This is a genomic window from Shewanella sp. M-Br, from assembly GCF_036245925.1.
GTDB lineage: Bacteria > Pseudomonadota > Gammaproteobacteria > Enterobacterales > Shewanellaceae > Shewanella > Shewanella oncorhynchi.
Genome location: NZ_BJBV01000014.1, coordinates 30,650 through 56,064 on the forward strand (window position 1 = coordinate 30,650; position 25,415 = coordinate 56,064).

The following is a 25,415-nucleotide window of genomic DNA, read 5'->3' on the forward strand; positions in this document are numbered from 1 at the left end:
GCAGACTTCAGATCAATGTTGAACTCTTGATATCACATTATGCTTTTACTGCTGTTATCGTCGTGCGGCGGGCTTTTTTGCAAATAAAATAAACCTCCTGCCTCACGCTTGACAATAAGTGAAACGTAAACAATCTTTTAACATGGAATATTTTCAGAAGGTTACTTTTCTTTCTGCAGAATAGAATTATTTTCACTACGGGAACACAGGAGTGCTTAACCCTTCCACTGAGATAACTAGGTTTCATTTGAGGTGATCATCAATGAATAATCTAGACTCAAGGTATCGTGATAAAACGCAATCATGAAAAGGAATTTCAATGAAAGACGTTAATATTTATCCGTATCAATCAACCTGTTCAGACCGGCTCAGTAAGCCAGAGACTGCGATCAAAACAGCAAACTTCAATTTTAATATCGAAACCCATTTATTTGGATTTGGTTGAGGTTAAGTCTTGTACGCTATTTGTATCGTGACATCACGCCTGCAGTGGCGGGTGTTGTGAAAGCCCTGATTTTAAGTCGTTAAAGAAAGTGGAATCGTAAACGTTTTAAGCATTGAATAAGTCCCAATAACAAGGAGAGTTAATTTCATGTCTATCAAAATTTTTAGCTATAGAGCGCTTTTTTTGTGTATGAGTGCTGCTGTGTATGCAGAAGCACCAGTAGAGACAAAAGCAGCTATAACGCTACCCACGTTAAGCCCTGTTATGCCGCTGGAAATCACAGCAAAACCCCCGTTCTTACTCGAAAGCCTGCAACATGATTTTGATGATTTTTCTTGGCAATCCTTTATTGCACTTAACTGGCCAGCAAATGCCGATGGCACACCCAATACTATGTCTACCATTGGGCAAAAAACTAACCAGCCAGTCGTGTGGCTGCATTGGAAGGAAAGCCGGGAGATTTTTTTACCCGATGGCGTAAAACCACCTGGGTGGGATCAGTCCAATAATGTGCCGGATGTTTGCAAAAGTATTGATCCAAAGTCCATTCCTGAAGGGACTATTTATTTAACGCAAGTAGGGAAGACCCCGAATGTGTTGGATGAAAGTGGTGAACCTTTTACAACGGGTCCATTGATTGATCAAAACGGGCTTTATACCCGTTATGAAATATTAACCAATGAAACCATGTTCAATTTTATTTTGGACAATAACCTCTACAGTAAAAAAGGTCAGAAACAGTTTAATGCCGATGTCGACTTTACCGCGAGCGACAGTAAAACCGGGCAGGTAGGTTCTATCATGCTTAAAGCCTCATGGATAAAAATGGGCGGCAAGTTTGATTCGACGAATTACTATACAACTTACGCGCTTGTTTATAACAATCCCGAAGAGCAACACGGGGTCAAGCCCGCGTGTGCGCTTGAACAAGTCGGTCTAGTGGGGTTTCACATTGCTCACAAAACCACGGGTGAACCACAATGGATTTGGTCTACCTTTGAGCATGTCGCTAACGCGCCAACCCAAGGTGAGTCAGCATCATTGTCGGCATATAATTTTTACGATGCTAAATGTACTGACTGCAAAGTGAATGAACCCCCAGCACGTCCGTGGGATCCGGCAAACCCGCACACTAAACCAACTCAAGTTGAACGCGTTATTCCTATCACTGCCGATGCTAAAGCCTTAAATGCCAGTTATCACGCTGCACTCGACGCTGTCGTGCCGGGATCGGTATGGATGAATTACGAATTGGTCAGCACGCAATGGCCTACCGATGCCAAAAATCCCACCGATCCAACAGGCGTGCCTGCTCCTTCATTTTTAGCGAACACCACACTCGAAACTTATATCCAAGGTTCGGTAAAGCAAACATCAAGTAGCTGTATGGCTTGTCACAATAATGCGGCAACCACTAACGGTAATTTTGCTGATTTCACATACTTGCTGCAACGCGCGCAATAATTTACGAAAGGAACTCATCATGACTGATATTACAGGCGCGACTGCCGATACTATGAATAATTTTATTGGTTTGAGCGCGGTATTAACCGGCTTTGCTACCAGTATTATTGCCCCGACATTGGATCCCGTGGATATTAAATCCGAATACTTAGCCGTGTTTACGCAAAAAATAACCGAAGAATCGAAGGACCCAACTTTAGTTACAACTATTCTGCAAAAATTTGCGGCGTTAAAAGCGCAGCAATTATCAGATCAACAAATTGGCACGCAAATGCTGGCGCCTGATAACGGGGCTAATTTTGTGTTGGCCTGTCGTAAATTAATTTTTATGTGGTACTCAGGTGCATGGCCAACCATCATTCCCGCGACGGATACAGAGCAGGAAACCACGGTTAGCGATATGATTTCGGCAAAAAGTTATACCACGGGTCTAGTCTGGCAAGTTATGCAGGCTCATCCGATGGGGGATTCAAATTATCGCTATGGCTATTGGGCAAAACCACCCGCTGCACTGTCGGCATATACGGGTCATCAAGGAGGTGCTGTATGAGCACTCAAACTAATTACGATGTCATTATTGTGGGATCAGGTATTGCCGGCTCTATCATGGCTTATCAATTGGGGATGGCGGGGAAAAAAGTATTAATCCTCGAAGCAGGGCTGGAAGTGCCTGTTGACCGCAGTGGTTACATGGAAACCTTTTTTAAAGCCAATGCCAAAACACCTGAATCACCTTATCCTCCTACTACGCAAAATCCAGCTGCATCGACGGCGGATAATCCACTCGGGCTGCCTGATCCTGCGAAGGAAAATGTGCCGCGTTATACCGTGTTGCAAATTGGCGCATGGCGTAATCCAAAGCAATGTTATTTCGACTACACGCCGCAGCCTGAACATTTGAAACCTGACAGCCCTGAAGCAAAGTTTGCTTTTGCTAGTTCCTATGAGCGTATTGGCGGCGGCACAACTTGGCATTGGCTAGGAACCAGTTTGCATTTATTGCCCAATGATTTTGAGTTGCAAACCCAGTATAAGCAGGGTGTGGATTGGCCCGGTGGAAAACAATTTTATCAGGCGCTGGTTCCTTACTATGAACAGGCGACCAATGAGATTGGCGTCGCCGGTGACAAAGAGGCGATGGATCAGCTTTATCGCGGATTTAATGTTTCACCGGATGGTGTTTATGGGCCGAATTACGATTACCCAATGCCTGGCATTGTTTCATCTTTAGTTGATCAACAATATGAACAAGCTGTGAGCGATATGGTGTACGACAATATTCAATTATCAGTTACGCCAACCCCCCAGGGGCGCAATTCATTACCGGGTGAACGCCGTCAATGTGCGGGGAATACGAATTGTATTCCTATTTGCCCTATCCAAGCCAAATACGATGCCACTGTGACGCTCGGGCGAGCATTGCAAACCGGCAATGTTGATGTGTTTTATCGTCATGTTGCGACAAATGTTCAAGTGGATGAAAATACAAAGGATGTTGTTGGTATTGATTATGTGACCTATCAAACTCACGGAGGGATAGCGACGGGTGGCGGTACCGTTACGGGTAAAAAATATGTGATTGCAGCTCACGCGATTGAGACGCCAAAATTATTGCTCATGTCTAAACGTAATAAAGCCTGTCCAAACGGCGTCGCCAACCATAGCGATCAAGTGGGGCGTAATTTGATGGATCACATTATGTATTTGGCCTGGGGTTTGGCGAAAGATCCTGTCTACGGTTTTCGGGGGCCTTTATCTACTGCGGGTATCGAAAGTTTACGTGATGGCGCCTTTCGTAAAGACCGTGCCGCCTATCGTATTGAAATCGGCAATGAAGGTTGGCAGTGGGCAGCAAATGATCCATTCACGACCTTAGCTGATTTTGTATTTGGACAAAATAATTCGCAATTAAATGGGGATTCTGTCAATCAGCAGGGGACTCCATTACGGTTTGATCCCGCCATGTCTGCGAATAGCGTCTTATTTGGTGCCTCACTGGTGAATACCTTGAATGGTATTTACACACGGCAAATTCGTATGGGCTATCTAATTGAGCAATTGCCTGATCCGGAAAACCGTGTCGAACTGTCTGAGACCTTGACTGATAATTTAGGTTTACCGCGCCCAAAATTAACCTATCGAGTCCGCGAAGATTATGTGCGCAATGCGTTCGTGTCGGCTAAAGATATTTCGACCAAACTCTTTGACGCCCTTGATGCGCGGGAATATACCAAGGCTCCGCCTGCGCCGGTATTTTATGGTGATAAGAGTCAAGTAACGTCGAATAATTTTGAATATCAGGGCCATAATTTTACGTTTTACGGTGCTGGACATATTGTGGGGACGTATCGAATGGGGGACTGCAGAGATACGTCGGTGGTGAATCCTCGTCAGCAATCTTGGGACCATAGCAATCTGTTTTTAGTCGGTAGCGGAGTGTTTCCAACGGTTGCAACGGGTAATCCAACCCTCACTTTGGCAGCGTTGGCATTCCAGGCTGCAGATCATGTTTTGGAAGACCTTAAAATAAGTTAAAAAAGTTGTAATTATTCATTAGCTTGCTGTTAATTCCCATTGAAAACCGCGTGCAAATTGGCGCGGTTTTTGGCTAACTGAATATACCTTCATATTACGCTAACTGGCATTTTCCTACTCACAATGCAGTTTATTGTCATCGTATTTAAAATCAAAATATTACAGTTTTTATGCTGATAATTGGTTTGAAAACTGTGCATGCGTGTGTTGTCGGATAGTATGTTTGATAGAAAACTGATAAGTTTCATTCAAACAATGCGTTAATTAGGCGTGCTTTGATAAGCCAATAAGTTTAACGTTCACAAATACTTATCAAAAGGTTAGCTGAACACATGACTACTAAGAAATATATCGTTGTCAATCCACATGAAAGTGAGTTTCCTAACCCCATTACGTTCAAAAAAGGTGATCCTCTTACCGTTGGAGAAAAATATGCAGGTCCTGAAGGCTGGGATCTCTGGTTCCTTTGCACTACGCCAGGGCAAGATGCTGGTTGGGTTCCTGGTCAAGTGATTCAGCGCCTAAAAAATGCCAACGGGCTGGCGCTTGAGGACTATACGGCAAGAGAACTTAATGTGCATGAAAGGGAACAACTCATTGGCACACGAATGTTGAATGGCTGGGTATGGTGTATAAAAGCTGTCAGTGAAGAATCAGGGTGGGTACCATTAGAAAACTTGAAAGAAGTGGTCGATCTATCCCGCGACTAAAGCACCTTTGCTGTGCAGTCAAACCCAAGATGGCTCCTTGGTGTATTGTGCCAAGAGGATGATGACTGGCTGATATTGAGAGCTTATATCAGGCACGCAGAAGTCATTGGCGTAAAAGTGTTTTTTAACGCGAAAGTTTCGTTTCAGATAATAAAAAAGCCAGTATATTCAATATACTGGCTTTAACTTTAAACATTGATGAATGAGCGCCATAAGCTGGAATATAAAAGTCATCAGCGTCTTGTCTTTAACGTCTTTAACAAACTATGCGCCTTATATTCCAAATGCAGAGTGACAGGCTGACTAGTCGTTATGACGTTTGCCTGAACGTTTAAGTCTCTCTGCTGCCAGTTTGGCTTCTTTCTCTGCTTCTTTTTCGGCCATGATACGGGCGACTTCAATCTTTTCAAGCTCTGCCATCGCAGGCGTTTCTAGCGAGAGTAAGCCTATTTTCCCCGAGCGATATTCATGCAGTAATAACTCTGATGCCTTGTGCATATCGATGCGACCACCGGGACGCAGCGCACCACGTTTGCGGCCGATTTCCTCGAGAAGTGCGACATCATCCTTGGGTAATTCACTTAAGTTATAACGCTCACAAATCTCTTTTGGATAAGCGGTTAAGAAATACTTGGCGGCGAACAGGGCCACATCTTCATATTCCATTGCCGTATCTTTAATTGCACCAGTGACGGCAAGGCGATAGCTGCTCGCTTCGTTATCCACTTTGGGCCATAAAATACCCGGGGTATCCGACAGCACGATACCGTTACGTAAATTGATCCGTTGCTGGGTTTTGGTTACCGCAGGTTCGTTACCAGTTTTGGCGATAACACGGCCAGCTAAGGTATTTATAATGGTAGATTTCCCAACGTTGGGTATCCCCATGATCATAGTGCGAATGTCTTTTTCGGTTTTATCGCGACTTGGCACTAGCTTACGGCAGAGATCAGGGATTTTTTTCACCATTGCCGCTTGCAGCGTTGTGATCGCCGTGGCTTTGACGCCTTGCTCACGCTCTAAGTATTCAATCCATTGTGCGGTGATCTCTGGATCGGCCAGATCAGATTTATTGAGCAGTTTGATACAAGGTTTGTCGCCTCGAAGCTGAGCCACCATGGGGTTTTCGCTACTGTAGGGAATACGCGCGTCCAGCACTTCGATAACAAGATCGACCTGAGGCATTGCCTCTTCAATCTCCTTGCGTGCCTTGTGCATATGCCCCGGATACCACTGAATTGCCATGATAACGCCTTGTCCTAAATAACTTAAAGAACGGCTATTCTACCTTGAAGGTGGCGAATGTCATAAAAAAAGCGCCCTAAGGCGCTTTAATCGCTTAATCCTTGACTGTCTCTTGCGATTGTTGCTTGGATTAATAGGCTGAATTAAGGCTTAGATCACCCCGAGTTCGCGCAATCTTTCCATCAGATAGCTGTCAGCGGTATAGCGATCCGATAGCACTACAGCAGGGTTTGGATGTAAAAATAACGGCAAAGAGATCCGCGACTTGGTTTTATCCGTACCTTCAGGATTGATGACGCGGTGTGACGTCGATGGGAAATAGCCGCCAGAGGCTTCCTGTAACATGTCACCGATATTGATAATAATGTTGCCAAAATCGCTGGGAACATCTAACCAAGTGCCATCTTTGGCTTTCACTTGCAATCCAGGCTCATTGGCTGCAGGTAACACTGTGATAAGGTTGATATCTTCATGTGCTGCGGCGCGAATGGCGCCCATTTCTTCACTGCCCGTCATCGGCGGGTAATGCAGAATGCGCAGCAAGGTTTTTTGGCTGTTGGCGATCATTTCTGGCAATGGCATCGAAAACTTGGCTTTTACGTCTTCGGGTGAGTAGGTTTCAATCCACTCTAAAAGCTCAGCGGCCAGCGCGTTGGCTTTGTCGTAATAGGCGAGAATATTGGCACGTAGTGAATCGGGGATACGGCCCCAAGGGTAGACGTGGTAGTACTCTTTAATGTCTTTGACTGTGTTGCCTTTGGCAGTTTCAGAAATCGACGCAGGGAAGAAACCGTCGTGGGTTTCTTTTTTAAACATATAATCGTTTTTAGCTTCTGAGTTAAAAAAGGCTTGCCACTCGGTGTAGATGTCTTCAACTAAGCGCTTATCAATCGGATGATTAGATAAAACACCAAAGCCAGTTTCCCGAAGTGATTCAACGAATTGCTGGGCACTGTTTTCAGCGCGGTAATCAATGGTTTCTAATTTCATTTTGGTTTCTACTTGTTATATTTAGTTGTAAATTGACCCGCAGCAAGTGTAGCCGTGCGCTGATGTGGGTGCAAATACTCAGCGACTGTGATCTGGATCAACTGCCGTATTTTCCGTCATTTATGCAGTCGCTTATATGAGTACTTAATATGAGCACTTATATTAGTACTTACTTGAGTGGTAAGATTTTAGTCACCAAATCCGTTAGTATGGGCATTAGATTTGTTGTGATTGGATTGATGTCAGCCGCATTTTGAAGCCGAGTGCAAGAAATCTTGCTTGGAGTGGGTCTTATGTTGGCTTCCTTATAAATCAGCTTCTTAATCAAAGAATATCGAAATACACAACGACGTGAGTCGAAAGGGCATTAATATGAATAAACTGACCGATTTTGAACGCTATGTTATCGAAGAGAAAGGCACTGAACGCCCCTTTAGTGGTGAGTATTATGAGCACGATGCTAAGGGTTTGTATTTATGCAAAAAATGCCATGCCCCCTTGTATCGCTCTGAGCATAAATTTAATGCCCATTGTGGCTGGCCTGCCTTCGATGATGAAATTGCCGGCGCTGTAACCCGCCATATAGACGCTGACGGCCGCAGAACCGAGATTGTTTGTAGCCAGTGCGGCGGTCACTTGGGGCATGTCTTTGAAGGTGAAATGTTAACACCTAACAATATCCGTCACTGTGTTAACTCCGTATCTATGGTGTTCAAAGGGATGGATGATGCTGTTGAACCAGCACCGAATCACTTTGCGACTTTTGGTGCAGGGTGTTTTTGGTGCGTCGAAGCGATTTTTAAAAGCCTAAAGGGCGTGGTGAATGTCACTTCAGGTTATGTCGGCGGCGAAGCCCATGATGCCGATTATAAATCTGTTTGCTCGGGCCAAACCGGCCATGCTGAGGTTGTGCATATCGAGTTCAACCCTGAGGAAATTGATTTTACGACGCTATTACAGGTCTTTTTTGAGAGCCATGATCCGACCACGCTTAATCGTCAAGGTAATGATAAGGGGCCACAATATCGTTCCGTGGTGTTTACCCATAATGCTGAGCAGATAGAGCAAACTACCGCTATGCTTGCTCAGTTAGCAGTAGCCAAGGTTTTTGATGCGCCGATAGTGACCCAGGTTTCAGCGTTTGATACTTTTTATCCCGCTGAAAATTATCACAATGACTACTTCGCTTTACACGGTGAGCAGCCCTATTGTCAGATGGTCGTGCGTCCTAAAGTGGAAAAAGTGAAAGCCTTGTTTGCAAGATTGCAGAAGGCTTAAGCGATTTAGCACAAGGTGTTAAATACAAAAACGCCACCGATAAAGGTGGCGTTTTTATGGGGTTTCTAAAGTGCAAAACCTAGTTGTTCTCTTAACAAGCCGCTTAGCTATCGGTTTAACGATTAGCGTAACTTTTGATTAGCTACCGACGCAACTATCGGCTTTCAGTTAACCATTGGGCGTATTGTTTGGTGTAATAGCTGACAATCAAATCTGCACCCGCCCGCTTTAAGCCGATAAACGTTTCAGTCACCACAGCACGCTCATCCAACGCGCCCGCAAGGGCGGCAAATTTAATGCCCGCATATTCACCGCCGACTTGATAGGCGGCGAGTGGCAAGTGGGTTTCTTGTCTTAAACGGCTGAGCACATCTAAGTAGGGGGTGCCAGGTTTAACCATCAGGATATCGGCGCCTTCGGCTTCATCTAATGAGGCTTCTAACAGGGCTTGACGACCATTAGCATAATCCAGTTGATATCCCTTGCGATTTCCGCTGAGTTCACAATCAACCGCGGCTCTAAAAGGACCGTAGAAGGAAGAGGCGAATTTTGCCGAGTGGGCCAGAATCGCCACATGTTCAAAACCTGCGGCATCGAGCCCTTGGCGAATGGCTTTTACTTGACCGTCCATCATGGCCGATGGTGCTAACATATCAGCGCCCGCTTTGGCGACTGTTATCGATTGCTTAACTAAATTTTCGACGGTGAGGTCGTTGCAGACTTCATTATTGTGAACTACGCCGCAATGGCCGTGATCTGTGTATTCACAAAAACAAATGTCGGGGATTACCATCATCTCAGGCACGGTAGCTTTAATGGTGCGCACCATACGGGCGAGTAAACCATTGTCGTCCCATGTATCGCTGCCCTTATCATCCTTAGTGTGGGAAATCCCAAAGGGCATCACATAGCGGATCCCGAGGGCATAAAGCTCGCGAACTTCACCCGCCAGTGCGCTCTCAGGTAAGCGGCTGATGCCAGGTAGCGTGGAGATGGGCACGGCATGGGTGATGTGCTCTTCAATGAACAGGGGATGGATAAGATCGCTCAGCGAAATATGGGTTTCGCGCAGTAGATCGCGCATTGCTTCTGAATTACGTAAGCGTCTTAGGCGACGCAATGGAGGCGTGTTTAACATGAAATGTCCTTATCGAAGGCGGGTTAAAGCAATCGTACAATACTAAGGGAATGGCAAGGGATAAATTCGCCCCTTACTTTTCTGCTCTGACAATCAAAGTTGAAAAAGTTTCCCCAAGCGAGCTATATTCATTAATGAGTTTATTGATCATTGACTTAGATCACATAAATCCATCTCGTCCAGATTTGCGACTGAATGTCATGCGAGCGCTATTTTAGCTGAGTTGCTTGCTTAGCCCTTTGTTTTCGGGCATTTGATGTTATTATTTGCGCCAGTTTTCTCATGGCATATTCGCGCAATACAGATTATGTAAATTTGATGCGAAATCTTGCCCGCTAATCCGGTTTTGAAATGACAATAACACATGAACACTCTGCTTGTATTCTTGCCTTAGACACTTGTACCGAATCCTGCTCAGCTGCGCTGCAATACCAAGGTCAGATTTATGCTGAACTTGCCGATGCACCGCGTGAACACAGTCAACGTCTGCTGCCTATGGTCGATTCAGTGCTCAAGCAAGCGGGCATTCGCTTAGATAAAGTGACTGCGATTGCTTACGGACGAGGCCCTGGCAGTTTTACGGGGATCCGCATCTGCACTAGCATGACGCAAGGTCTGGCACTGGGGTTAGATTTGCCTGTGATTGGTATTTCAACCTTAGCGGCAATGGCACAAATGGCGATTAGCGAGCATCAAGCCGAGCAAGTTTTGTGCACCATTGATGCGCGCATGGGCGAAGTGTATTGGGGCCAGTTTGTGGCCGTTGACGGTATTGCAACGCTTGTCGGTAAAGAAGTGGTCAGTTCACCTGCGGACGTACAACTTCAGCTCGATACTCAAGCGCCAATTGTGGGCTGCGGCACAGGTTTTGATGCTTATCCCGATTTGCTGGCACTCGGCAAGGGGATTTTAGCTCTCGAGGCCGTGAAATATCCCGATGCAAAGGCTATGCTGATATTGGCTGAAGCAGGCATAAAAGCTGGACTGACAACCTCGGTCGATGAGCTTGAACCTGTGTATTTACGTGATACAGTCACATGGAAAAAGTTACCCGGCCGTGAATAAGCTGTTCTTTGCTTGAGTATCTGCGATAGAATCTCAGGCAACTGATACTAAGCATTCTTTACGATGAATGGCTTAACGATGGATAGTGCAAACTTAAGGCTTCTTGATGCAAGTTAATGTGAATCAAATGAGTTTGACGAATGCTGTAGCGAGTAATAGACCCGCTATCGCTCAGGGGCTGACTGCGCCTGAATCGTCACGCCCAGTGATTGAGCAAAATGCCGTCGAAGCCCTTAGTTTAGAAACTCAGCCTAAAAGTAAAAACGCAGCGGGAAATTTACAGTCAAGGCTTGGTGCGCACCTCGAGTATGAGCAAGATACTCGCGGTCATCAGGGAGCGATTGCCCAATATTTACAAACCCAACATGCCGCCAAACGCGATGAAATTCAGCAAATGGTGGGTGTGGATTTGTATGCTTGAGCATCAAAAAACGTCTTCTCGTTCAACCTCGCGATTTTCCTCTTCTAAACTGACAGGCTTAGCCACAAGTGGTGTGCCAAGCCGTGGTTTGTTTATTATCGAGCTAGTTTTAGCTTTATTGATAACTCGAATTCCCTATTTGAGCGTGCCGTTTAAATGGCTTGAAAGCTATTTTCATGAACTGTCCCATGGTATTGCAACGATTTTAAGCTCGGGCGTGGTCAGCCATATTCAGTTGTTTCCAAACGGCGCAGGATTTTGTTTTAGCCAAGGCGGCTCGCCGATGTTTATTGGCTTTGCTGGGTATTTTGGTGCAGCCTGTTGGGGATATTTAATCTATTTATTAGCGACTTGGCCAAAGGGGATCCGCGTGAGTTTTGCCTTGCTAGGTGCCTTAGTCGTGCTAAGCGGCTTGCTTTGGGGCAGGGATATTCTCACGTTAGCGATTTTAGCTGTGCTGACTATTATTTTGTTGTTACCGCTTAAACTCAGTCAAAACAAAATATTGACTCAGTTTTTGCGTATTATTGGCTTGATGATCATGCTTAATGCACTTGCGAGTCCGACTGTGTTGCTCGGGCTTGATGGTCAAGGTGATGCAGTGATGTTGGCCGAGCGTTCTTGGATCCCCGCGTGGATTTGGGTGGGATTATGGTTATTAACCAGTGCCTGCGCTTTGTATTTTGCGTGGCGCCGCGTAGATAATGCCGCAAGCCGTTAGTTCTCAAGCTTGTTTAATGCCTCAGTCGTCTAGTGTTTTCCCCATCTTTTTTTCTGCTTTGAACTTTGTTGATTTAGGTAAAGGTGATTTTGCTCATCACTTTGAGCTATAACCACTTATGTCGCTTAAAGCTTAGTTTTCCGACTTCTATTCCTTGGATTTTTGGCCATTGGCTGCTAGGTTAAGCCTTCGGTATCCATGGAGAATTACAATGAAAAAAGTCACCTTAGTTGCCAGTCTGCTGCTTGCTGGTTTATGTTCGAGTGTTACCTATGCCGATGAAAGCTTAGATAAAGTCTTAAAAAGCGATTTTCGTCAGGCTAAAAATGCCAGTCGTGACGTTTATCGTCATCCCGCTGAAACCTTAACTTTTTTTGGCATTACCCCAAAACAGACTGTGATTGAACTCTGGCCGGGTAATGGCTGGTACAGTGAAATATTAGGGCCTTATCTTGCTAAAGAGGGCCAATATATCGCAGCCAGTTTCGAAACGGCTCCTGCGACAGATACTCCCGGAAATCGTTATCGCGCGAACGCTGGCACTAAGTATGCTGCGTGGATGACGGCCAATAAAGACGTCATGGGCAATGCTAAGATTGTAACCTTCGATCCTCCACATAAGATGGATTTAGGCGCTGACGGTAGTGCTGATCTGGTATTAACCTTCCGAAATCTACATAACTGGGCATCGACAGATCAGCTGGAAAACGTGTTTGCCGCGTCTTATAAAGTGTTGAAGGACGGCGGTATCTTTGGCGTGGTAGAGCATAGAGCCAACGAAGGAATGAACTTCAGCACTGGCTATATGGATCAAGCGGCTATGGTTGCTTTAGCCAAAAAAGCAGGTTTTACCTTAGTTGAAAGTGCAGAAATCAATGCGAACCTCAAAGATACGAAAGATTACGCCAAAGGTGTTTGGACGCTACCGCCCTCTTTTGCCTTGGGTGATACCGATAAAGAAAAATACCAAGCGATCGGTGAAAGTGACCGTATGACACTTAAATTTGTCAAAAAATCATCTTAATTACCTGACATCAGAGGCATTATGTGGCAATCTTTCGCCCCCAAAAATCAAATTGAATTTGTATTACCTCATATTACGGTCGCGGGCCGATTATGGGGGGCGAAGGATAAACCTTTATTACTTGCCTTACATGGTTGGTTAGATAACGCCAACAGTTTTGAACCCTTAGCAGCGCATTTACTTGATTATCAAGTGCTTGCCATTGATTGGCCGGGACACGGCTTTTCTGCACATAGGCCGGGACACTATCCGCTGCATTGGATTGATTATTTGTATGATTTAGACGCGTTGTTAACGGCATTACCGCAAAAGCCAGCGGCAATGATTGGGCATTCGCTTGGCGGTATTATCGCCTCAGCTTACACGGCGACGTTTCCCGAAAAGGTTAACAAGCTGGTATTGATTGAAGCGTTAAGCCCCTTGTCTGAGTTGCCAACGCAAGCTAAGGCGCGATTGAAAAAAAGCTTCTATCAGCATGAGAAGTATTTAACTCAGAAGCATGGGCAGGCAAAGATTTACGACAGTATAGATACTGCGGTGCGGGCGAGGGCACATTTAACAGGACTTGCCGAACCTTGGTGTCGTTTGTTGCTCGATCGTAATATGCAGCCCGAAGGTGATGGCATAGGTTGGCGTAGTGATCCTCGATTAAGATTAGATTCACCCCAACGATTAACCTTCGCCCAAGTTGATGCCTTGATGCAGGACATCAATGTCGAAACCTTATTAATTTGTGGCAAACAGGGATTTAGTCAGTTGCAGAGCGCGATACCTAAGGCCAGAACGTGGTTCAAGCATTTGTCTGAACACATAATTGAGGGCGATCATCATGTGCATATGGACAATGCCGAAGGCGTTGCACGTTTGATCCGCAAATTCGTTTAATAGGTTGCTTATATGGGTATAAAAAAGACGCTAGGTTTTTTGTTTTTTTTATGTGATGATGATCAAAATTAAAACGCTCGTATGATTTATGACGAGTAAATTAATAACTATAAAATGTAAGCCGGTATTTTAACTCGGTATTTATCGAGTCTTGACGCTTGTATGGATATTGTTTCCGCAGTTGTGGGGATTTAGGAGAGAGTAGTGGATCAGCCTTGGATTAATCATTTGCCAGAAGATGTGCCTGCTGAAATTAATGTGGAACAATACTCATCGCTTGTCGACATGTTCGAGACAGCGGTGGCTAAGTATGAAGATCAACCTGCATTTATCAACATGGGTGCCACGCTAACCTATCGTAAATTGGAAGAACGCAGCCGAGCATTTGCTGCGTATTTACAAAATGAATTAAAGCTTGAAAAGGGCGACCGTGTCGCTTTGATGATGCCAAACCTGTTGCAGTATCCCATTGCACTGTTTGGTGTTTTGCGTGCAGGTATGGTGGTTGTTAACGTTAACCCACTTTATACACCGCGCGAGCTTAAACATCAGTTGATTGACTCTGGCGCTAAAGCCATTGTGGTGGTGTCAAACTTCGCCCGCACTTTAGAAGAAGTGGTCGATCAAACTCCCGTTGAAAGCGTGATTATCACCAGTTTAGGTGATCAATTAAGTGCACCAAAACGCACCTTAGTGAACTTTGTGGTGAAGTACATTAAGAAGTTAGTGCCAAAATACAATTTACCCCATGCTTTATCAATGCGCGATACCTTATCAACGGGTCGTCGCATGCAATACATCAAACCTGAAGTCACTAACGATGATTTAGCATTTTTACAATACACAGGTGGCACCACTGGGGTCTCTAAAGGCGCTATGTTGACCCATGGCAATATTGTCGCAAACGTATTGCAGGCCGATGGTGCATATTCTCCCGCTTTAAACGATGGCAGTGAGTTTGTCGTAACGGCCTTGCCGCTGTACCACATCTTCGCCTTGACCGTGAATTGCCTGCTGTTTTTGCACAAAGGTAGTCAGAATTTACTCATCACCAATCCTCGCGATATCCCAGGATTTGTGGCTGAGTTGAAAAAGTATCCTTTTACCGCATTAACTGGGGTGAATACCTTATTTAACGCTTTAGTGAACAGTGATGATTTTTCCCAGTTGGATTTCTCACGCTTAAAACTCTCTATCGGTGGCGGTATGGCGGTACAGAAAGCCGTGGCGGATAAATGGCAAACCATTACTAAAACCCGTTTACTTGAAGGTTATGGTCTGACGGAAGCCTCACCCTTATTAACCTGTTGTCCATATAACTTAGACGGTTATAACGGTTCAATTGGTTTTCCTGCACCTTCGACACTGATCCAAATCCGTAATGATGACGGCAAGGTATTAGCCCAAGGCGAAACCGGTGAACTGTTCGGTAAAGGTCCTCAGGTGATGAAAGGCTATTGGCAACGTCCTGAAGAAACCGCCAAAGTGATCGACACTGACGGTTGGTTAGCTACGGGCGATATTGGTTATATGGATGAGAAAGGTTTCTTCTATATTGTCGACCGTAAGAAAGACATGATCTTAGTATCAGGCTTTAACGTATTCCCTAACGAAGTCGAAGAAGTGGTCGCACTTCATCCAAAAGTGATTGAAGTGGCTGCCGTTGGTGTGCCAAACGACGCCAGTGGCGAGTTAGTGAAGGTATTTGTGGTGGCAAAAGATAAATCTTTAACCGCTGAAGACATCATTAAGCACTGCCGTATTCATTTAACGGGATATAAAGTGCCGAAGCTGGTAGAATTTAGGGACGAGTTACCTAAAACCAACGTGGGTAAAATCTTGCGACGAGAGCTTAGAGACGAAGCTAAGCGCGCGTAAGATTGAAGCCGGCATTTGCCGGCTTTTGTTTTTATGGACTGTGATTGACCCACAGGATCTGGAGAAGAATTTGTCAGCGTTTCAATATGTGAGTGATGAAGCAAGCCTTAATGCCCTCGTTGCCCAATATAAACAGAGTAAGATACTCGTGTTAGATACCGAGTTTGTTCGTACTCGTACTTATTATGCCAAGTTAGGTTTGATCCAAGCTTATGATGGTAAAACCTTAGCTTTGATTGATCCTGTGGCTTTACCTGATTTAGCCCAGTTTTGGGCGCTGTTATCGGACCCGAATATCGTTAAGCTTGTGCATTCCTGCAGTGAAGACTTAGAAGTGTTTGCCCACTATGGTAAATGTCAGCCTACGCCTTTGTTTGATAGCCAAATTGCCGCCTCTTTGTGTGGTATGGGGCATGGTGTAGGTTATGCCAAGTTAGTTGAAACTTGCCTTGGCGAAGTGATCGATAAAGGCGAGTCGCGTACCGATTGGATCCGCCGTCCTTTAACGGAAGCACAGTTAAGCTACGCCGCTAATGACGTCCTGTACTTGTATCAGCTTTATCCTCAACTGGAAGCGAAACTCAGCGCCCAAGGGCGTTTAGCTTGGTTATACGAGGAAGGGGAGAGGATGACTCAGGGCAGGCTTGCCGATCCTGATCTCGACACGGCTTATTTGAAAGTGAAAAATGCTTTCCAACTGACCGAAATCCAATTGGCTTACCTTAAAGTGCTTGCTAAGTGGCGTCTTGAAAAAGCTTTAGTGCGTGATTTAGCTCTAGGTTTTGTGGTTAAAGATCATGGTCTTATCGCATTAGCGAAGAAGCAACCTAAATCCTCGGCCGACTTGTTTAAGCTCAATGATTTGACTGAGCAAGAAAAACGTATCCACGGCAAAGATCTATTACGTGTGCTGCAAACCGCTGATTTGGTCAATTTACCCGAGTTAGTGGATGTGCTGGCGTTAAAATCAGGTTATAAATCGGCCTTTAAGGCGATTAAAAGCTGCTTAGTTGAGTTATGCGAACAGCATGATGTGCCGCAGGAAATGCTCGGTTCTAAACGTCATATCCATGAGTTTTTGCAATGGCGTTGGGATAAGCAACAAGGGGATTTGCCCGCGGTGTTATGCGGATGGCGGGGCGAGATTGCCGCTGAGTCCCTAGCTAAGCTTGAGGTCTAAAGCTTTTGATCTAGTATTTAAATCTTGCGCGTGAAGTCTTGTACTTTATGCGCAGTATTTAAAACTTACCGATAGCGGAAAAACAGCCAACAAAAAGCGTCATCTTCCACAGAAGATGACGCTTTTTGCGTAATCGACTTATCTGTCAGGCAAAGTGACGTTAAGTTCGAGTACCGACAGGTTCGCGTCGTTTTGATCTAACTGCACAGAAACTTGATCATCAGAAATCTGCACATATTTGCGAATAACGGCGATGATCTCTTGTTTCATCTGCGGGAAGTAATCGGGAGTGTCCCTTTGTCCACGTTGATGAGCCACAATGATCTGTAGGCGCTCTTTAGCCATTACCGCAGTGCTAGGCTTTTTCTTGCTTTTGAAATAGTCGAGTAAAGACATAATTAGCTACCAAATATCCGTTGTAAGAAACCTTTCTTTTCTTCCGTAATAAAGCGTACTGGTACATCTTCACCCAGTAAGCGTGCGACTGTATCACTGTAGGCTAAACCTGCATCACTTTCTTGGTCGATAATCACAGGTACGCCTGAGTTAGAGGCTTTCAGTACAGATTGTGACTCAGGAATAACGCCGAGTAGCTCAATGGCCAGAATTTCTTGAACATCGTCAACACTCAACATTTCGCCCGATTTTACACGGCTCGGTGAATAGCGAGTCAAGAGTAAATATTCTTTTATCGGCTCTAGATTCAGTTCTGCGCGGCGTGATTTGCTTTGCAACATACCTAAAATACGGTCTGAGTCGCGCACTGAGCTGACTTCTGGGTTCGTGGTCACAATGGCGATATCGGCAAAATACAATGCCATCATAGCGCCTTGCTCAATCCCTGCGGGAGAGTCACACAGAATAAACTCAAAGTCTTTGGCCAAATCGTCTAAAACACGGCCAACACCTTCTTTGGTCAGTGCATCTTTATCACGGGTTTGTGAAGCGGGTAAAACGAATAACTTATCGCAGCGTTTATCTTTGATCAGCGCTTGATTTAAATTGGCTTCACCATTGATCACATTAACGAAGTCATAAACAACACGACGCTCGCAACCCATGATCAAGTCTAAGTTTCGTAAACCTATATCGAAATCAATAACGACTGTCTTGTGTCCTTGCATGGCAAGACCGGTCGCAATTGCAGCACTCGATGTGGTTTTACCTACGCCGCCTTTACCTGAAGTGACAACAATAATTTGTGCCATGTTTCTCTCTATCCTTTGTTCTGCCATTTAGAGGGGCAATGATTCAACCATAAGCGACTCACCGTTTAGGCGAATGCAGCCGCTTTTATCTGAGCTATGTTGTTGTAGATTTTCAGCGAGCCAATATTGCCCTGCTATTGAAACGAGTTCGGCCTCCAGAGAGTGGGCAATGATAACGGCGCTGGTATCGCCCGCGGCGCCTGCCATGGCTTTCCCTCGTAATGCGCCATAGATATGAATGCTACCATCTGCGATGACTTCTGCGCCATTGCCTACCGCACCAAATATGATTAAATCACCATTTTTTGCGTAGACTTGTTGGCCTGAACGAATATTTTGCTTCACTATTTTAGTTTGGCGCGGGGCCGGCGGCGGGGTACTGCTCTGTTTTCCCGCTTTGACTATGGCAAGGCCTAAGTCTTTAGCCTGTTTACTGAGTACGGTTGTCGCGCCCGTTATACCAACAATCACTAATTGACGTGAGATCAGCAGATCCTTTAACGCACTTAAATTCAAGCTGTCGTGCTGAATGGCACTCAGATTGACGACTAAAGGAGCACCCAGAAAAAACTGAGGAGCCTGTGCCAATTTATGGTCTAATTCAGTCATGACAGCTTGTAAATCGCTGCTATTAATATGAAGCACTGAAAGAGTAAAAGAAGCGCCTTTTAACTCTAAGCTAGGTTTTGACATCCCGGCACTATTCTCCAGAAATCATCAGTCGGTTCGCTGATTTTACAATTAAATTACTAGGCGACCATGTTATAGTGTGCCCCATTGACTGGCAAGTTTGAACTATTGGATATTTGATTCTTATGCTATGTGCCGTTTATAAAAGTAGCCGAAAGGCTGATACTTATTTATTTGTGAAGAAAAGAGATTGTTTTGACGATGTTCCAGTGCCTTTGATGGAAATGTTTGGCGTGCCAAAGTTGGTGATGGTGTTTCCTATCGCTAAACGGGACGCGTTAGGAATGGCAGATATACATAAAGTCAGAGCGGCAATGGCAGAAAATGGCTTTTATTTACAAATTCCACCACCTCAGGTGAATTTATTGGCTGAGCATAAGTTGAGCCTTGGGATCAAAGATTAACTGGGTAGCATCAAGACGCTACTAATGAGCTCAGGCGCGTGAAACCACACTCGTTAATCTCAGTGGCATTGCGTATCTGACGACAAATTAGTGTAAAATAGCCCGCATTGAGCGGGTTTTTTATTAAGAAGATACAGTTAATCATGGCATTTTGGCAGAGTAAAACATTAGCGCAGATGAGCACAACCGAGTGGGAATCCCTGTGTGACGGTTGTGGTAAATGTTGTTTAAACAAGTTGATAGATGATGAAACCGAAGACTTGTATTACACCAATGCAGCTTGCCTTTTGCTTGATCATCAAACGGCAGGCTGTCTGCATTACAGTGACCGTTTCACCCATGTCCCCCAATGTACAGTGATCACGATTGATAATATCCATGAGTTAACTTGGTTGCCCGACAGTTGTGCCTATCGCCGCCTAGCGGCAGGGCGTGAGCTACCGAGCTGGCACCCGCTGCTCACAGGCTCCAAAGAAGCGATGCATTTAGCGGGTATGTCGATCCAAGGCAAGGTGGTGGATGAAAGACGCGTAAAGGATATTGAAGATCATATCGTGCTATGGCCACTTAAAGACGTGGATTAACAGACGTGAATTCATTTTGCCATAGCGTTATCGATTGAAAATTAACTTATTAATTGAAACGACACTTGTTGATTGGAAAGTGACCGTCAGAATGAAAACAACAAGGGAGCGATTATCGCTCCCTTGTGCATTTTGGGTGTTAAGTGAATTTAAATTCCATCAAATAATGCTCGACTAGATTTTTAATCCCACCATCAACTGATCAAGTTGACCAGCTGTTGCTTGCAGCTCATCACAACCTGAAACCGACTGGTTGGCCGATTGCTCCACATCGTGTGATTGGTTGCGAATTTCCATTAAGTTAGTCGCAATCTCGTTGGCCACTGCCGACTGCTCTTCGGCCGAGGTCGCAATTAGCACACTCATTTCAAACACTTTGTTGCTGTGGTGGGCGATAAACTCTAAGTCTTTACCCGTTTGCAGTACGTGTTGTTTACCTTCATTGGCTTGATTCACAGTACGCGACATCACTTGTGTCAGATTGCGAGTACCCGATTGAAGTGATTCGATCATGGTTTTGATTTCAACCGTTGCGGCCTGAGTTCTCCCCGCTAAAGTACGTACCTCATCGGCCACCACGGCAAAGCCACGACCTTGTTCACCGGCGCGTGCCGCTTCAATCGCAGCGTTGAGGGCCAGTAGGTTGGTTTGCTGGGAAATCGCATTAATGGTTGACACCACTTCATCAATTTTACTGGCGTTGTCATTGAGAACGCCCACCGCATTTGAGGCCGCAGAAATTTCATCCGATAACACGTCAATAGCCTTGACTGTGGTTTCAATGTCTTTACCGCCAGCGCTAACCTGTTGATTGGCTTCTTGGGTTTCAGCTGAAGATTGTTCAGCATTACGGGCAACTTCCTTCACTGCAGCGGTCATTTCTTCCATTGCCGTTGCTAGGGAATCCAAATGTTGTCTCTGGTTCACCGCCAAAGATTGACCTTGCTGCGCTGTGCTACGAAACGAGGAGACTACCTCACGGATTTTTGTTGTCGATTCTGCGATTTGTTTCACTAACAGATGTTGACGTTCAACTAAGGTATCTATGCTGATAGCTAAGATACTGAACTCGTCTTTTACTTCGAAGAAGTTTAAACGCCCAGTTAAATCGCCCGATGCGGCCCGTTTTAATGCCATCACTGTCGTATAAAGTGCGCCGCCCACGAAGGTCGAAATGTAGTAGCTAAATAAAAACAACACAAATAGAAGCGCCGCCATCAGGCCGTAAACCAGCAGGTTATCTTTGGCGAGCAGGGCATCAATTTCTTTGCTGTCTAAGGGAATAATCGTGATCAGGTTTTGATCGTTAACGCCACTCACAGCTCTAGGTAGCTTACCGCTATTATCAATACCGCCACCGCTGCGAGCTAAGGATTGCGCTTTACTGTCGGCCTCATTCACCGAAATAATGCTGACATTGCCTTTGATGTCGCGGCTTAGCTGGCTAAGGATAGCTTGGCGTTCTTGCTCTGGTAGTTTGTTATATAAGGTGCCCGTGACTTGGTTGATTTGTTGTGACGCATTTTGCAGGCCGTTGAGCTGTCCTTGCACTAAGGTTTGCTGGGATTGGTTATCAAGAAAAATCGCCAGCCCAACAATCATTAGCATGGGAACGATAGAGAGAATAGCGAATTTAGTTTTTAAGGTCATATGGATAAGATATTGATCTATCCAGCGAAACTTTACTTCTTTCATGAGTGCCTCGATAAAATGGGCTGTGAACCGAATGTATATCGGTCAGTTTGCCATAGACTTGATAGTTTTCTGTTTTGTAATGATTTATATCGCTAATGTAGTCTAATTGCTGTCGTTATTGTGTTGTTTGCTGCAATTTTGGCAGGGTACAACCATTAGTTTACAGTTTAGTTACAAGTGCTGCTAGTGGCTGAATAGAGAACTTGTTTTGGTCAGAATCGAGGTTTGTATTTCACCTTGAGCAAAACTCAGGCTCTGAACTGGGGTAACACATGAATTTGCATGATAAAACCCCCAATAAGCCCTAGTAATATGCCGCTCGCTCGCGTAAAATTTCTATCCTTTTATTTCGTTATAGCTAGCAAAGCGTCTGGCATTAACGCCCGATAACCTGAGCACCCAAATAGCCTGAAAGTTTGGCGCCCATAGCACTTGTTTATCAAGCGCGACTATGCAGTGGAAGAGAAAATGCAGCAGTTAACTGAGATCGTAGAACAAGCCTTAGTCATTATTGACCAGGCCAGTGATCTAAAAGCACTGGATGATATCCGTGTCGATTACCTTGGTAAGAAAGGTAAGATCACCGACATGATGAAAATGATGGGTAGCTTAAGCCCTGAAGAAAAGCCAGCCTTTGGCCAAGCGGTCAATGATGCTAAACAGGCGATTCAACAAAAATTAACTGAGCGCATCGATGGTCTGAAGAGTTCGGAATTGGAAGCCAAATTAATCGCTGAAAAGATTGATGTGACTTTGCCAGGCCGCACCCAAGAGATCGGTGGCTTACATCCTGTGACTCGAACCATTGAGCGCATCGAAACCTTTTTCGGGGAATTAGGGTTCTCGGTAAAGCAGGGGCCTGAAATTGAAGATGATTTCCACAATTTCGACGCACTGAATATCTCTGAGCACCATCCTGCGCGTGCTGATCATGATACCTTTTATTTCAATCCTAAACTGATGCTGCGTACCCAAACTTCGGGCGTGCAAATCCGTACTATGGAAACTGAAAAGCCACCATTACGCATTATTTCTCCTGGTCGTGTTTATCGTAACGATTACGACCAAACTCACACGCCTATGTTCCACCAAGTGGAAGGGTTGTTGGTTGATGAGCATGTTAACTTTGCCGAATTGAAAGGCATTTTGCATGACTTCCTGCGTAATTTCTTCGAAGAAGATCTGCAAGTGCGTTTCCGTCCATCTTACTTCCCATTCACTGAACCTTCAGCGGAAGTGGACGTGATGGGCAAAAATGGTAAATGGCTAGAAGTGCTTGGCTGCGGTATGGTACATCCGAATGTGCTGCGCAGCGTTGGCATAGATCCAGAAAAATACTCTGGTTTTGCTTTTGGTATGGGTGTCGAGCGCTTAACTATGTTGCGTTACGGCGTAAACGATTTACGTGCGTTTTTCGAAAACGACCTACGTTTCCTGAAGCAATTTAAATAACGGAGCTGTAATAGCATGAAATTTAGCGAATCTTGGCTTCGTGAATGGGTAAATCCTTCAGTCAGCCGTGAAGCATTATCCCACCAGATCACTATGGCCGGTCTCGAAGTCGATGACGTTGAAGCCGTGGCTGCCGATTTTAGCGGTGTAGTGATTGGTGAAGTGGTGGAGTGTGGTCAGCATCCCGATGCCGATAAACTGCGCGTGACCAAAATCAACGTTGGTGGTAGTGAACTTATCGATATCGTCTGCGGTGCACCAAACTGCCGTCAGGGTCTTAAAGTGGCCGTGGCTATGGTTGGCGCCGTATTACCTGGCGATTTCAAAATCAAGAAAGCCAAGCTGCGTGGCATGCCATCAGAAGGTATGTTGTGTTCATACAGCGAGCTTGGCATCAACGTCGAAAGCGATGGCATCATCGAATTGCCATTGGACGCGCCGCTTGGCACTGATATCCGTGATTATCTGCAACTTAACGATGCCGTTATCGATGTGGATTTAACGGCTAACCGTGCCGATTGCTTAGGCATGGTAGGTCTTGCCCGTGAAGTGGGCGTGTTAAACCGCCAAACAGTGGTTGAGCCACAGTGGCAAGCCGTCACGCCAACGACAGATGCACAGGTCACGATTAACGTTAACGCGCCTGCAGCGTGTCCACGTTACTTAGGCCGTGTGGTTAAAAACGTCAATGTTAAAGCGCCTACGCCATTATGGATGCAGGAAAAACTGCGTCGTAGCGGTATTCGTTCTATCGATCCTATCGTAGACATCACTAACTTTGTGTTGATTGAATTCGGTCAACCTATGCACGCTTTCGATCTTGCCAAGTTAACAGGCGATATCCAAGTGCGTTTAGGCACTGGCGAAGAGAAAATCACCCTGCTTGATGGCAGCGAAGTGACCATTCCCAGCGATACCTTAGTGATCGCCGATGATGCGCGTCCATTAGCCCTTGCTGGTGTGTTTGGCGGCGAATATTCAGGCGTGAGCGACACGACCCAAGACATACTGCTTGAATGTGCGTTCTTCGCGCCGCTTGCCATTTTGGGTAAGTCACGTCGTTTAGGTTTGCATACAGATTCATCACACCGCTTTGAGCGTGGTGTTGACCCTGAGATGCAACACAAGGTTATCGACCGTGCGACCCGTTTAGTACTTGATATCTGTGGCGGTGAAGCTGGCCCTGTAGTTGAGGCTAAATCAGAGGCTGATTTACCCAAACCTGCACAAATCGTTTTACGTCGCAGCAAGTTAGATCGAATTTTAGGTCACCATGTACCAGACACAGATGTGGTCGAAATTCTACAACGTCTCGGCTTCAGTGTGGTTGTGGGCCAAGATAGTTGGCAGGTCACTACCGCGACTTATCGTTTCGATATGGCGATTGAAGAAGATTTGATCGAAGAAGTGGCCCGTATTTACGGTTATAACAATATCCCGAATACGGCGCCTGTTGCCGCGCTGCGTATGTCAGATCATAAAGAATCTGACTTAAGCCTAAAACGCGTGCGTGCCTTATTGGTCGCTCGTGGTTTCCAAGAAGCGGTAACCTACAGCTTTGTCGATCCAAAACTGCAAAATCTGGTTCACCCTGGTTTAGACGCTATGGTGTTACCAAACCCAATTTCCAGTGAAATGTCGGCCATGCGCCTGTCAATGTTCACCGGTTTATTGGCCGCCGTTGGCTACAACCAAAGTCGTCAACAGAGTCGCGTGAGACTTTTTGAAACTGGCCTGCGCTTTGTTCCTGATATCAATGCAGAATCCGGTGTAAGACAGCAAGCAATGCTCGCTTGTGTCATTACTGGGCTCCAAAATGATGAACATTGGGCTATGGAATCGAAAACTGTTGATTTTTTCGACCTTAAAGGTGATTTAGAAGCAATTATCGGCTTGACAGTTTCCGCATCAGAATTTAGCTTTAGAGGAGCGACGCATTCTGCTCTCCATCCGGGGCAATGTGCTGAAATATTGAGAAATGATCGAGCGATCGGTCATATAGGTGCAATCCATCCTAGTTTGGAGAAGCCTTTTGGACTCAATGGTAAAACCATCGTTTTTGAGTTGGAATTGGATGCTTTATTGCATACCAGTTTGCCGCTAGCCCAAGCTGTATCTAAGTTTCCAGCTAATCGTCGTGACATCGCAGTCGTAGTAGATGAGAGTGTATCTGCAGGTGATGTAATGAAATTGATAAGAAAAGTTGGCGAAAATCAGTTGGTTGGCATAAACTTGTTCGATGTATACTTAGGTAAAGGTGTTGAACCTGGCAAGAAGAGCCTGGCGATAGCACTTACATTACAAGACACTACTCGTACGCTTGAGGAAAAAGAGATTGCTGAGACCGTTGGTTCAGTCGTTTCTGCCCTTAAGTCCGAGTTCAACGCATCGTTGAGGGATTAA

Annotated in this window: 23 protein-coding genes; 16 read left to right on the forward strand and 7 right to left on the reverse strand. The window is 45.3% G+C overall.

Going from position 1 to position 25,415, the window contains the following annotated elements; all coding sequences use genetic code 11:
- Positions 1-592 precede the first annotated feature (592 nt).
- The 4 genes from AAA952_RS13005 (at position 593) to AAA952_RS13020 (ending at position 5,154) form a co-directional block, all read left to right on the forward strand.
- Positions 593-1,909 carry a hypothetical protein gene (locus tag AAA952_RS13005; RefSeq protein ID WP_338257582.1) on the forward strand — a complete coding sequence of 439 codons (1,317 nt, stop codon included), beginning with the start codon at positions 593-595 and terminating at the stop codon, positions 1,907-1,909.
- A 19-nt stretch (positions 1,910-1,928) separates the two neighbouring features.
- The gene (locus AAA952_RS13010) at positions 1,929-2,459 is read left to right on the forward strand and encodes a hypothetical protein (RefSeq protein WP_338257584.1); all 531 of its coding nucleotides are present in this window, start codon (positions 1,929-1,931) and stop codon (positions 2,457-2,459) included.
- A complete protein-coding gene (locus AAA952_RS13015) occupies positions 2,456-4,444 on the forward strand; it encodes a GMC family oxidoreductase (protein ID WP_338257585.1) in 1,989 nt (662 codons plus the stop codon). Before AAA952_RS13010 ends, AAA952_RS13015 begins: the two co-directional genes overlap by 4 nt.
- A gap of 332 nt (positions 4,445-4,776) precedes the next feature.
- Positions 4,777-5,154 carry an SH3 domain-containing protein gene (locus AAA952_RS13020; protein ID WP_338257587.1) on the forward strand — a complete coding sequence of 126 codons (378 nt, stop codon included), beginning with the start codon at positions 4,777-4,779 and terminating at the stop codon, positions 5,152-5,154.
- A gap of 303 nt (positions 5,155-5,457) precedes the next feature.
- On the opposite strand, the gene ylqF is transcribed toward AAA952_RS13020, so the two are convergent.
- Positions 5,458-6,399, reverse strand: a complete 942-nt coding sequence (gene ylqF, locus AAA952_RS13025) for a ribosome biogenesis GTPase YlqF (RefSeq protein ID WP_011919190.1) — start codon at positions 6,397-6,399, stop codon at positions 5,458-5,460.
- 150 nt (positions 6,400-6,549) lie between these two features.
- A complete protein-coding gene (locus AAA952_RS13030; RefSeq protein WP_113939512.1) occupies positions 6,550-7,389 on the reverse strand; it encodes an isopenicillin N synthase family dioxygenase in 840 nt (279 codons plus the stop codon).
- A gap of 372 nt (positions 7,390-7,761) precedes the next feature.
- Here AAA952_RS13030 and AAA952_RS13035 point away from each other — a divergent pair, with 372 nt between their 5' ends.
- On the forward strand, positions 7,762-8,667 hold the full coding sequence (locus tag AAA952_RS13035; RefSeq protein ID WP_263181840.1) for a bifunctional methionine sulfoxide reductase B/A protein: 906 nt from the start codon (positions 7,762-7,764) through the stop codon (positions 8,665-8,667).
- 154 nt (positions 8,668-8,821) lie between these two features.
- On the opposite strand, the gene hemB is transcribed toward AAA952_RS13035, so the two are convergent.
- On the reverse strand, positions 8,822-9,805 hold the full coding sequence (hemB, locus tag AAA952_RS13040; protein ID WP_338257595.1) for a porphobilinogen synthase: 984 nt from the start codon (positions 9,803-9,805) through the stop codon (positions 8,822-8,824).
- A gap of 351 nt (positions 9,806-10,156) precedes the next feature.
- Here hemB and tsaB point away from each other — a divergent pair, with 351 nt between their 5' ends.
- The 7 genes from tsaB to rnd all read left to right on the forward strand — a co-directional run bounded on the left by tsaB (position 10,157) and on the right by rnd (position 16,979).
- Positions 10,157-10,870: a tRNA (adenosine(37)-N6)-threonylcarbamoyltransferase complex dimerization subunit type 1 TsaB gene (gene tsaB / locus AAA952_RS13045; RefSeq protein WP_131525918.1), complete on the forward strand. Its 714-nt coding sequence runs from the start codon at positions 10,157-10,159 to the stop codon at positions 10,868-10,870.
- A 106-nt stretch (positions 10,871-10,976) separates the two neighbouring features.
- Positions 10,977-11,291: a hypothetical protein gene (locus tag AAA952_RS13050; RefSeq protein ID WP_105252271.1), complete on the forward strand. Its 315-nt coding sequence runs from the start codon at positions 10,977-10,979 to the stop codon at positions 11,289-11,291.
- Positions 11,284-12,012, forward strand: a complete 729-nt coding sequence (locus tag AAA952_RS13055) for a M50 family metallopeptidase (RefSeq protein ID WP_338257600.1) — start codon at positions 11,284-11,286, stop codon at positions 12,010-12,012. The genes AAA952_RS13050 and AAA952_RS13055 overlap by 8 nt, the downstream gene beginning before the upstream one ends.
- A gap of 211 nt (positions 12,013-12,223) precedes the next feature.
- Positions 12,224-13,036 carry a class I SAM-dependent methyltransferase gene (locus AAA952_RS13060; RefSeq protein WP_263199051.1) on the forward strand — a complete coding sequence of 271 codons (813 nt, stop codon included), beginning with the start codon at positions 12,224-12,226 and terminating at the stop codon, positions 13,034-13,036.
- A 21-nt stretch (positions 13,037-13,057) separates the two neighbouring features.
- The gene (locus tag AAA952_RS13065) at positions 13,058-13,921 is read left to right on the forward strand and encodes an alpha/beta fold hydrolase (RefSeq protein ID WP_263138284.1); all 864 of its coding nucleotides are present in this window, start codon (positions 13,058-13,060) and stop codon (positions 13,919-13,921) included.
- A 204-nt stretch (positions 13,922-14,125) separates the two neighbouring features.
- The gene (gene fadD, locus AAA952_RS13070; protein WP_263199047.1) at positions 14,126-15,799 is read left to right on the forward strand and encodes a long-chain-fatty-acid--CoA ligase FadD; all 1,674 of its coding nucleotides are present in this window, start codon (positions 14,126-14,128) and stop codon (positions 15,797-15,799) included.
- 70 nt (positions 15,800-15,869) lie between these two features.
- Entirely contained in the window at positions 15,870-16,979 is a 1,110-nt protein-coding gene (rnd, locus tag AAA952_RS13075) for a ribonuclease D (protein ID WP_115334811.1), read from the forward strand.
- 138 nt (positions 16,980-17,117) lie between these two features.
- Here the strand turns inward: rnd and minE are convergent, their stop codons facing one another.
- The 3 genes from minE to minC are packed head-to-tail and all read right to left on the reverse strand — an operon-like array spanning position 17,118 to position 18,880.
- Positions 17,118-17,375, reverse strand: coding sequence for a cell division topological specificity factor MinE (gene minE, locus AAA952_RS13080; RefSeq protein WP_006081361.1), 258 nt, complete (start codon positions 17,373-17,375; stop codon positions 17,118-17,120).
- Between the two features lie 2 nt (positions 17,376-17,377).
- Entirely contained in the window at positions 17,378-18,187 is an 810-nt protein-coding gene (gene minD / locus AAA952_RS13085) for a septum site-determining protein MinD (RefSeq protein WP_006086391.1), read from the reverse strand.
- Positions 18,188-18,214: 27 nt separating this feature from the next.
- Positions 18,215-18,880 (reverse strand): septum site-determining protein MinC, encoded by a 666-nt coding sequence (minC, locus tag AAA952_RS13090; RefSeq protein ID WP_006086392.1) that lies wholly within the window; start codon positions 18,878-18,880, stop codon positions 18,215-18,217.
- Positions 18,881-19,002: 122 nt separating this feature from the next.
- Between minC and AAA952_RS13095 the strand changes: the two genes are divergently transcribed.
- Together AAA952_RS13095 and AAA952_RS13100 are read left to right on the forward strand one after the other, a co-directional pair.
- On the forward strand, positions 19,003-19,281 hold the full coding sequence (locus AAA952_RS13095; RefSeq protein ID WP_028760191.1) for a YcgL domain-containing protein: 279 nt from the start codon (positions 19,003-19,005) through the stop codon (positions 19,279-19,281).
- Positions 19,282-19,424: 143 nt separating this feature from the next.
- Positions 19,425-19,865, forward strand: a complete 441-nt coding sequence (locus AAA952_RS13100) for a YcgN family cysteine cluster protein (RefSeq protein WP_219250509.1) — start codon at positions 19,425-19,427, stop codon at positions 19,863-19,865.
- Between the two features lie 174 nt (positions 19,866-20,039).
- Here AAA952_RS13100 and AAA952_RS13105 read toward each other — a convergent pair whose 3' ends face one another.
- Positions 20,040-21,560, reverse strand: a complete 1,521-nt coding sequence (locus AAA952_RS13105) for a methyl-accepting chemotaxis protein (protein WP_106650330.1) — start codon at positions 21,558-21,560, stop codon at positions 20,040-20,042.
- Between the two features lie 468 nt (positions 21,561-22,028).
- On the opposite strand from AAA952_RS13105, the gene pheS reads away from it, so the two are divergent.
- A complete protein-coding gene (gene pheS, locus AAA952_RS13110) occupies positions 22,029-23,012 on the forward strand; it encodes a phenylalanine--tRNA ligase subunit alpha (protein ID WP_006081368.1) in 984 nt (327 codons plus the stop codon).
- A gap of 15 nt (positions 23,013-23,027) precedes the next feature.
- Positions 23,028-25,415, forward strand: coding sequence for a phenylalanine--tRNA ligase subunit beta (gene pheT, locus AAA952_RS13115; RefSeq protein WP_338257613.1), 2,388 nt, complete (start codon positions 23,028-23,030; stop codon positions 25,413-25,415).

What these genes read in the sequence shown, in the direction of transcription:
- AAA952_RS13005 (WP_338257582.1), top strand. Translation starts at nt 593, where the DNA reads ATGTCTATCAAAATTTTTAGCTATAGAGCGCTTTTTTTGTGTATGAGT.
- AAA952_RS13010 (WP_338257584.1), top strand. Translation starts at nt 1,929, where the DNA reads ATGACTGATATTACAGGCGCGACTGCCGATACTATGAATAATTTTATT.
- AAA952_RS13015 (WP_338257585.1), top strand. Translation starts at nt 2,456, where the DNA reads ATGAGCACTCAAACTAATTACGATGTCATTATTGTGGGATCAGGTATT.
- AAA952_RS13020 (WP_338257587.1), top strand. Translation starts at nt 4,777, where the DNA reads ATGACTACTAAGAAATATATCGTTGTCAATCCACATGAAAGTGAGTTT.
- ylqF (WP_011919190.1), bottom strand. Translation starts at nt 6,399, where the DNA reads ATGGCAATTCAGTGGTATCCGGGGCATATGCACAAGGCACGCAAGGAG.
- AAA952_RS13030 (WP_113939512.1), bottom strand. Translation starts at nt 7,389, where the DNA reads ATGAAATTAGAAACCATTGATTACCGCGCTGAAAACAGTGCCCAGCAA.
- AAA952_RS13035 (WP_263181840.1), top strand. Translation starts at nt 7,762, where the DNA reads ATGAATAAACTGACCGATTTTGAACGCTATGTTATCGAAGAGAAAGGC.
- hemB (WP_338257595.1), bottom strand. Translation starts at nt 9,805, where the DNA reads ATGTTAAACACGCCTCCATTGCGTCGCCTAAGACGCTTACGTAATTCA.
- tsaB (WP_131525918.1), top strand. Translation starts at nt 10,157, where the DNA reads ATGACAATAACACATGAACACTCTGCTTGTATTCTTGCCTTAGACACT.
- AAA952_RS13050 (WP_105252271.1), top strand. Translation starts at nt 10,977, where the DNA reads ATGCAAGTTAATGTGAATCAAATGAGTTTGACGAATGCTGTAGCGAGT.
- AAA952_RS13055 (WP_338257600.1), top strand. Translation starts at nt 11,284, where the DNA reads ATGCTTGAGCATCAAAAAACGTCTTCTCGTTCAACCTCGCGATTTTCC.
- AAA952_RS13060 (WP_263199051.1), top strand. Translation starts at nt 12,224, where the DNA reads ATGAAAAAAGTCACCTTAGTTGCCAGTCTGCTGCTTGCTGGTTTATGT.
- AAA952_RS13065 (WP_263138284.1), top strand. Translation starts at nt 13,058, where the DNA reads ATGTGGCAATCTTTCGCCCCCAAAAATCAAATTGAATTTGTATTACCT.
- minE (WP_006081361.1), bottom strand. Translation starts at nt 17,375, where the DNA reads ATGTCTTTACTCGACTATTTCAAAAGCAAGAAAAAGCCTAGCACTGCG.
- minD (WP_006086391.1), bottom strand. Translation starts at nt 18,187, where the DNA reads ATGGCACAAATTATTGTTGTCACTTCAGGTAAAGGCGGCGTAGGTAAA.
- minC (WP_006086392.1), bottom strand. Translation starts at nt 18,880, where the DNA reads ATGTCAAAACCTAGCTTAGAGTTAAAAGGCGCTTCTTTTACTCTTTCA.
- AAA952_RS13095 (WP_028760191.1), top strand. Translation starts at nt 19,003, where the DNA reads ATGCTATGTGCCGTTTATAAAAGTAGCCGAAAGGCTGATACTTATTTA.
- AAA952_RS13100 (WP_219250509.1), top strand. Translation starts at nt 19,425, where the DNA reads ATGGCATTTTGGCAGAGTAAAACATTAGCGCAGATGAGCACAACCGAG.
- AAA952_RS13105 (WP_106650330.1), bottom strand. Translation starts at nt 21,560, where the DNA reads ATGAAAGAAGTAAAGTTTCGCTGGATAGATCAATATCTTATCCATATG.
- pheS (WP_006081368.1), top strand. Translation starts at nt 22,029, where the DNA reads ATGCAGCAGTTAACTGAGATCGTAGAACAAGCCTTAGTCATTATTGAC.
- pheT (WP_338257613.1), top strand. Translation starts at nt 23,028, where the DNA reads ATGAAATTTAGCGAATCTTGGCTTCGTGAATGGGTAAATCCTTCAGTC.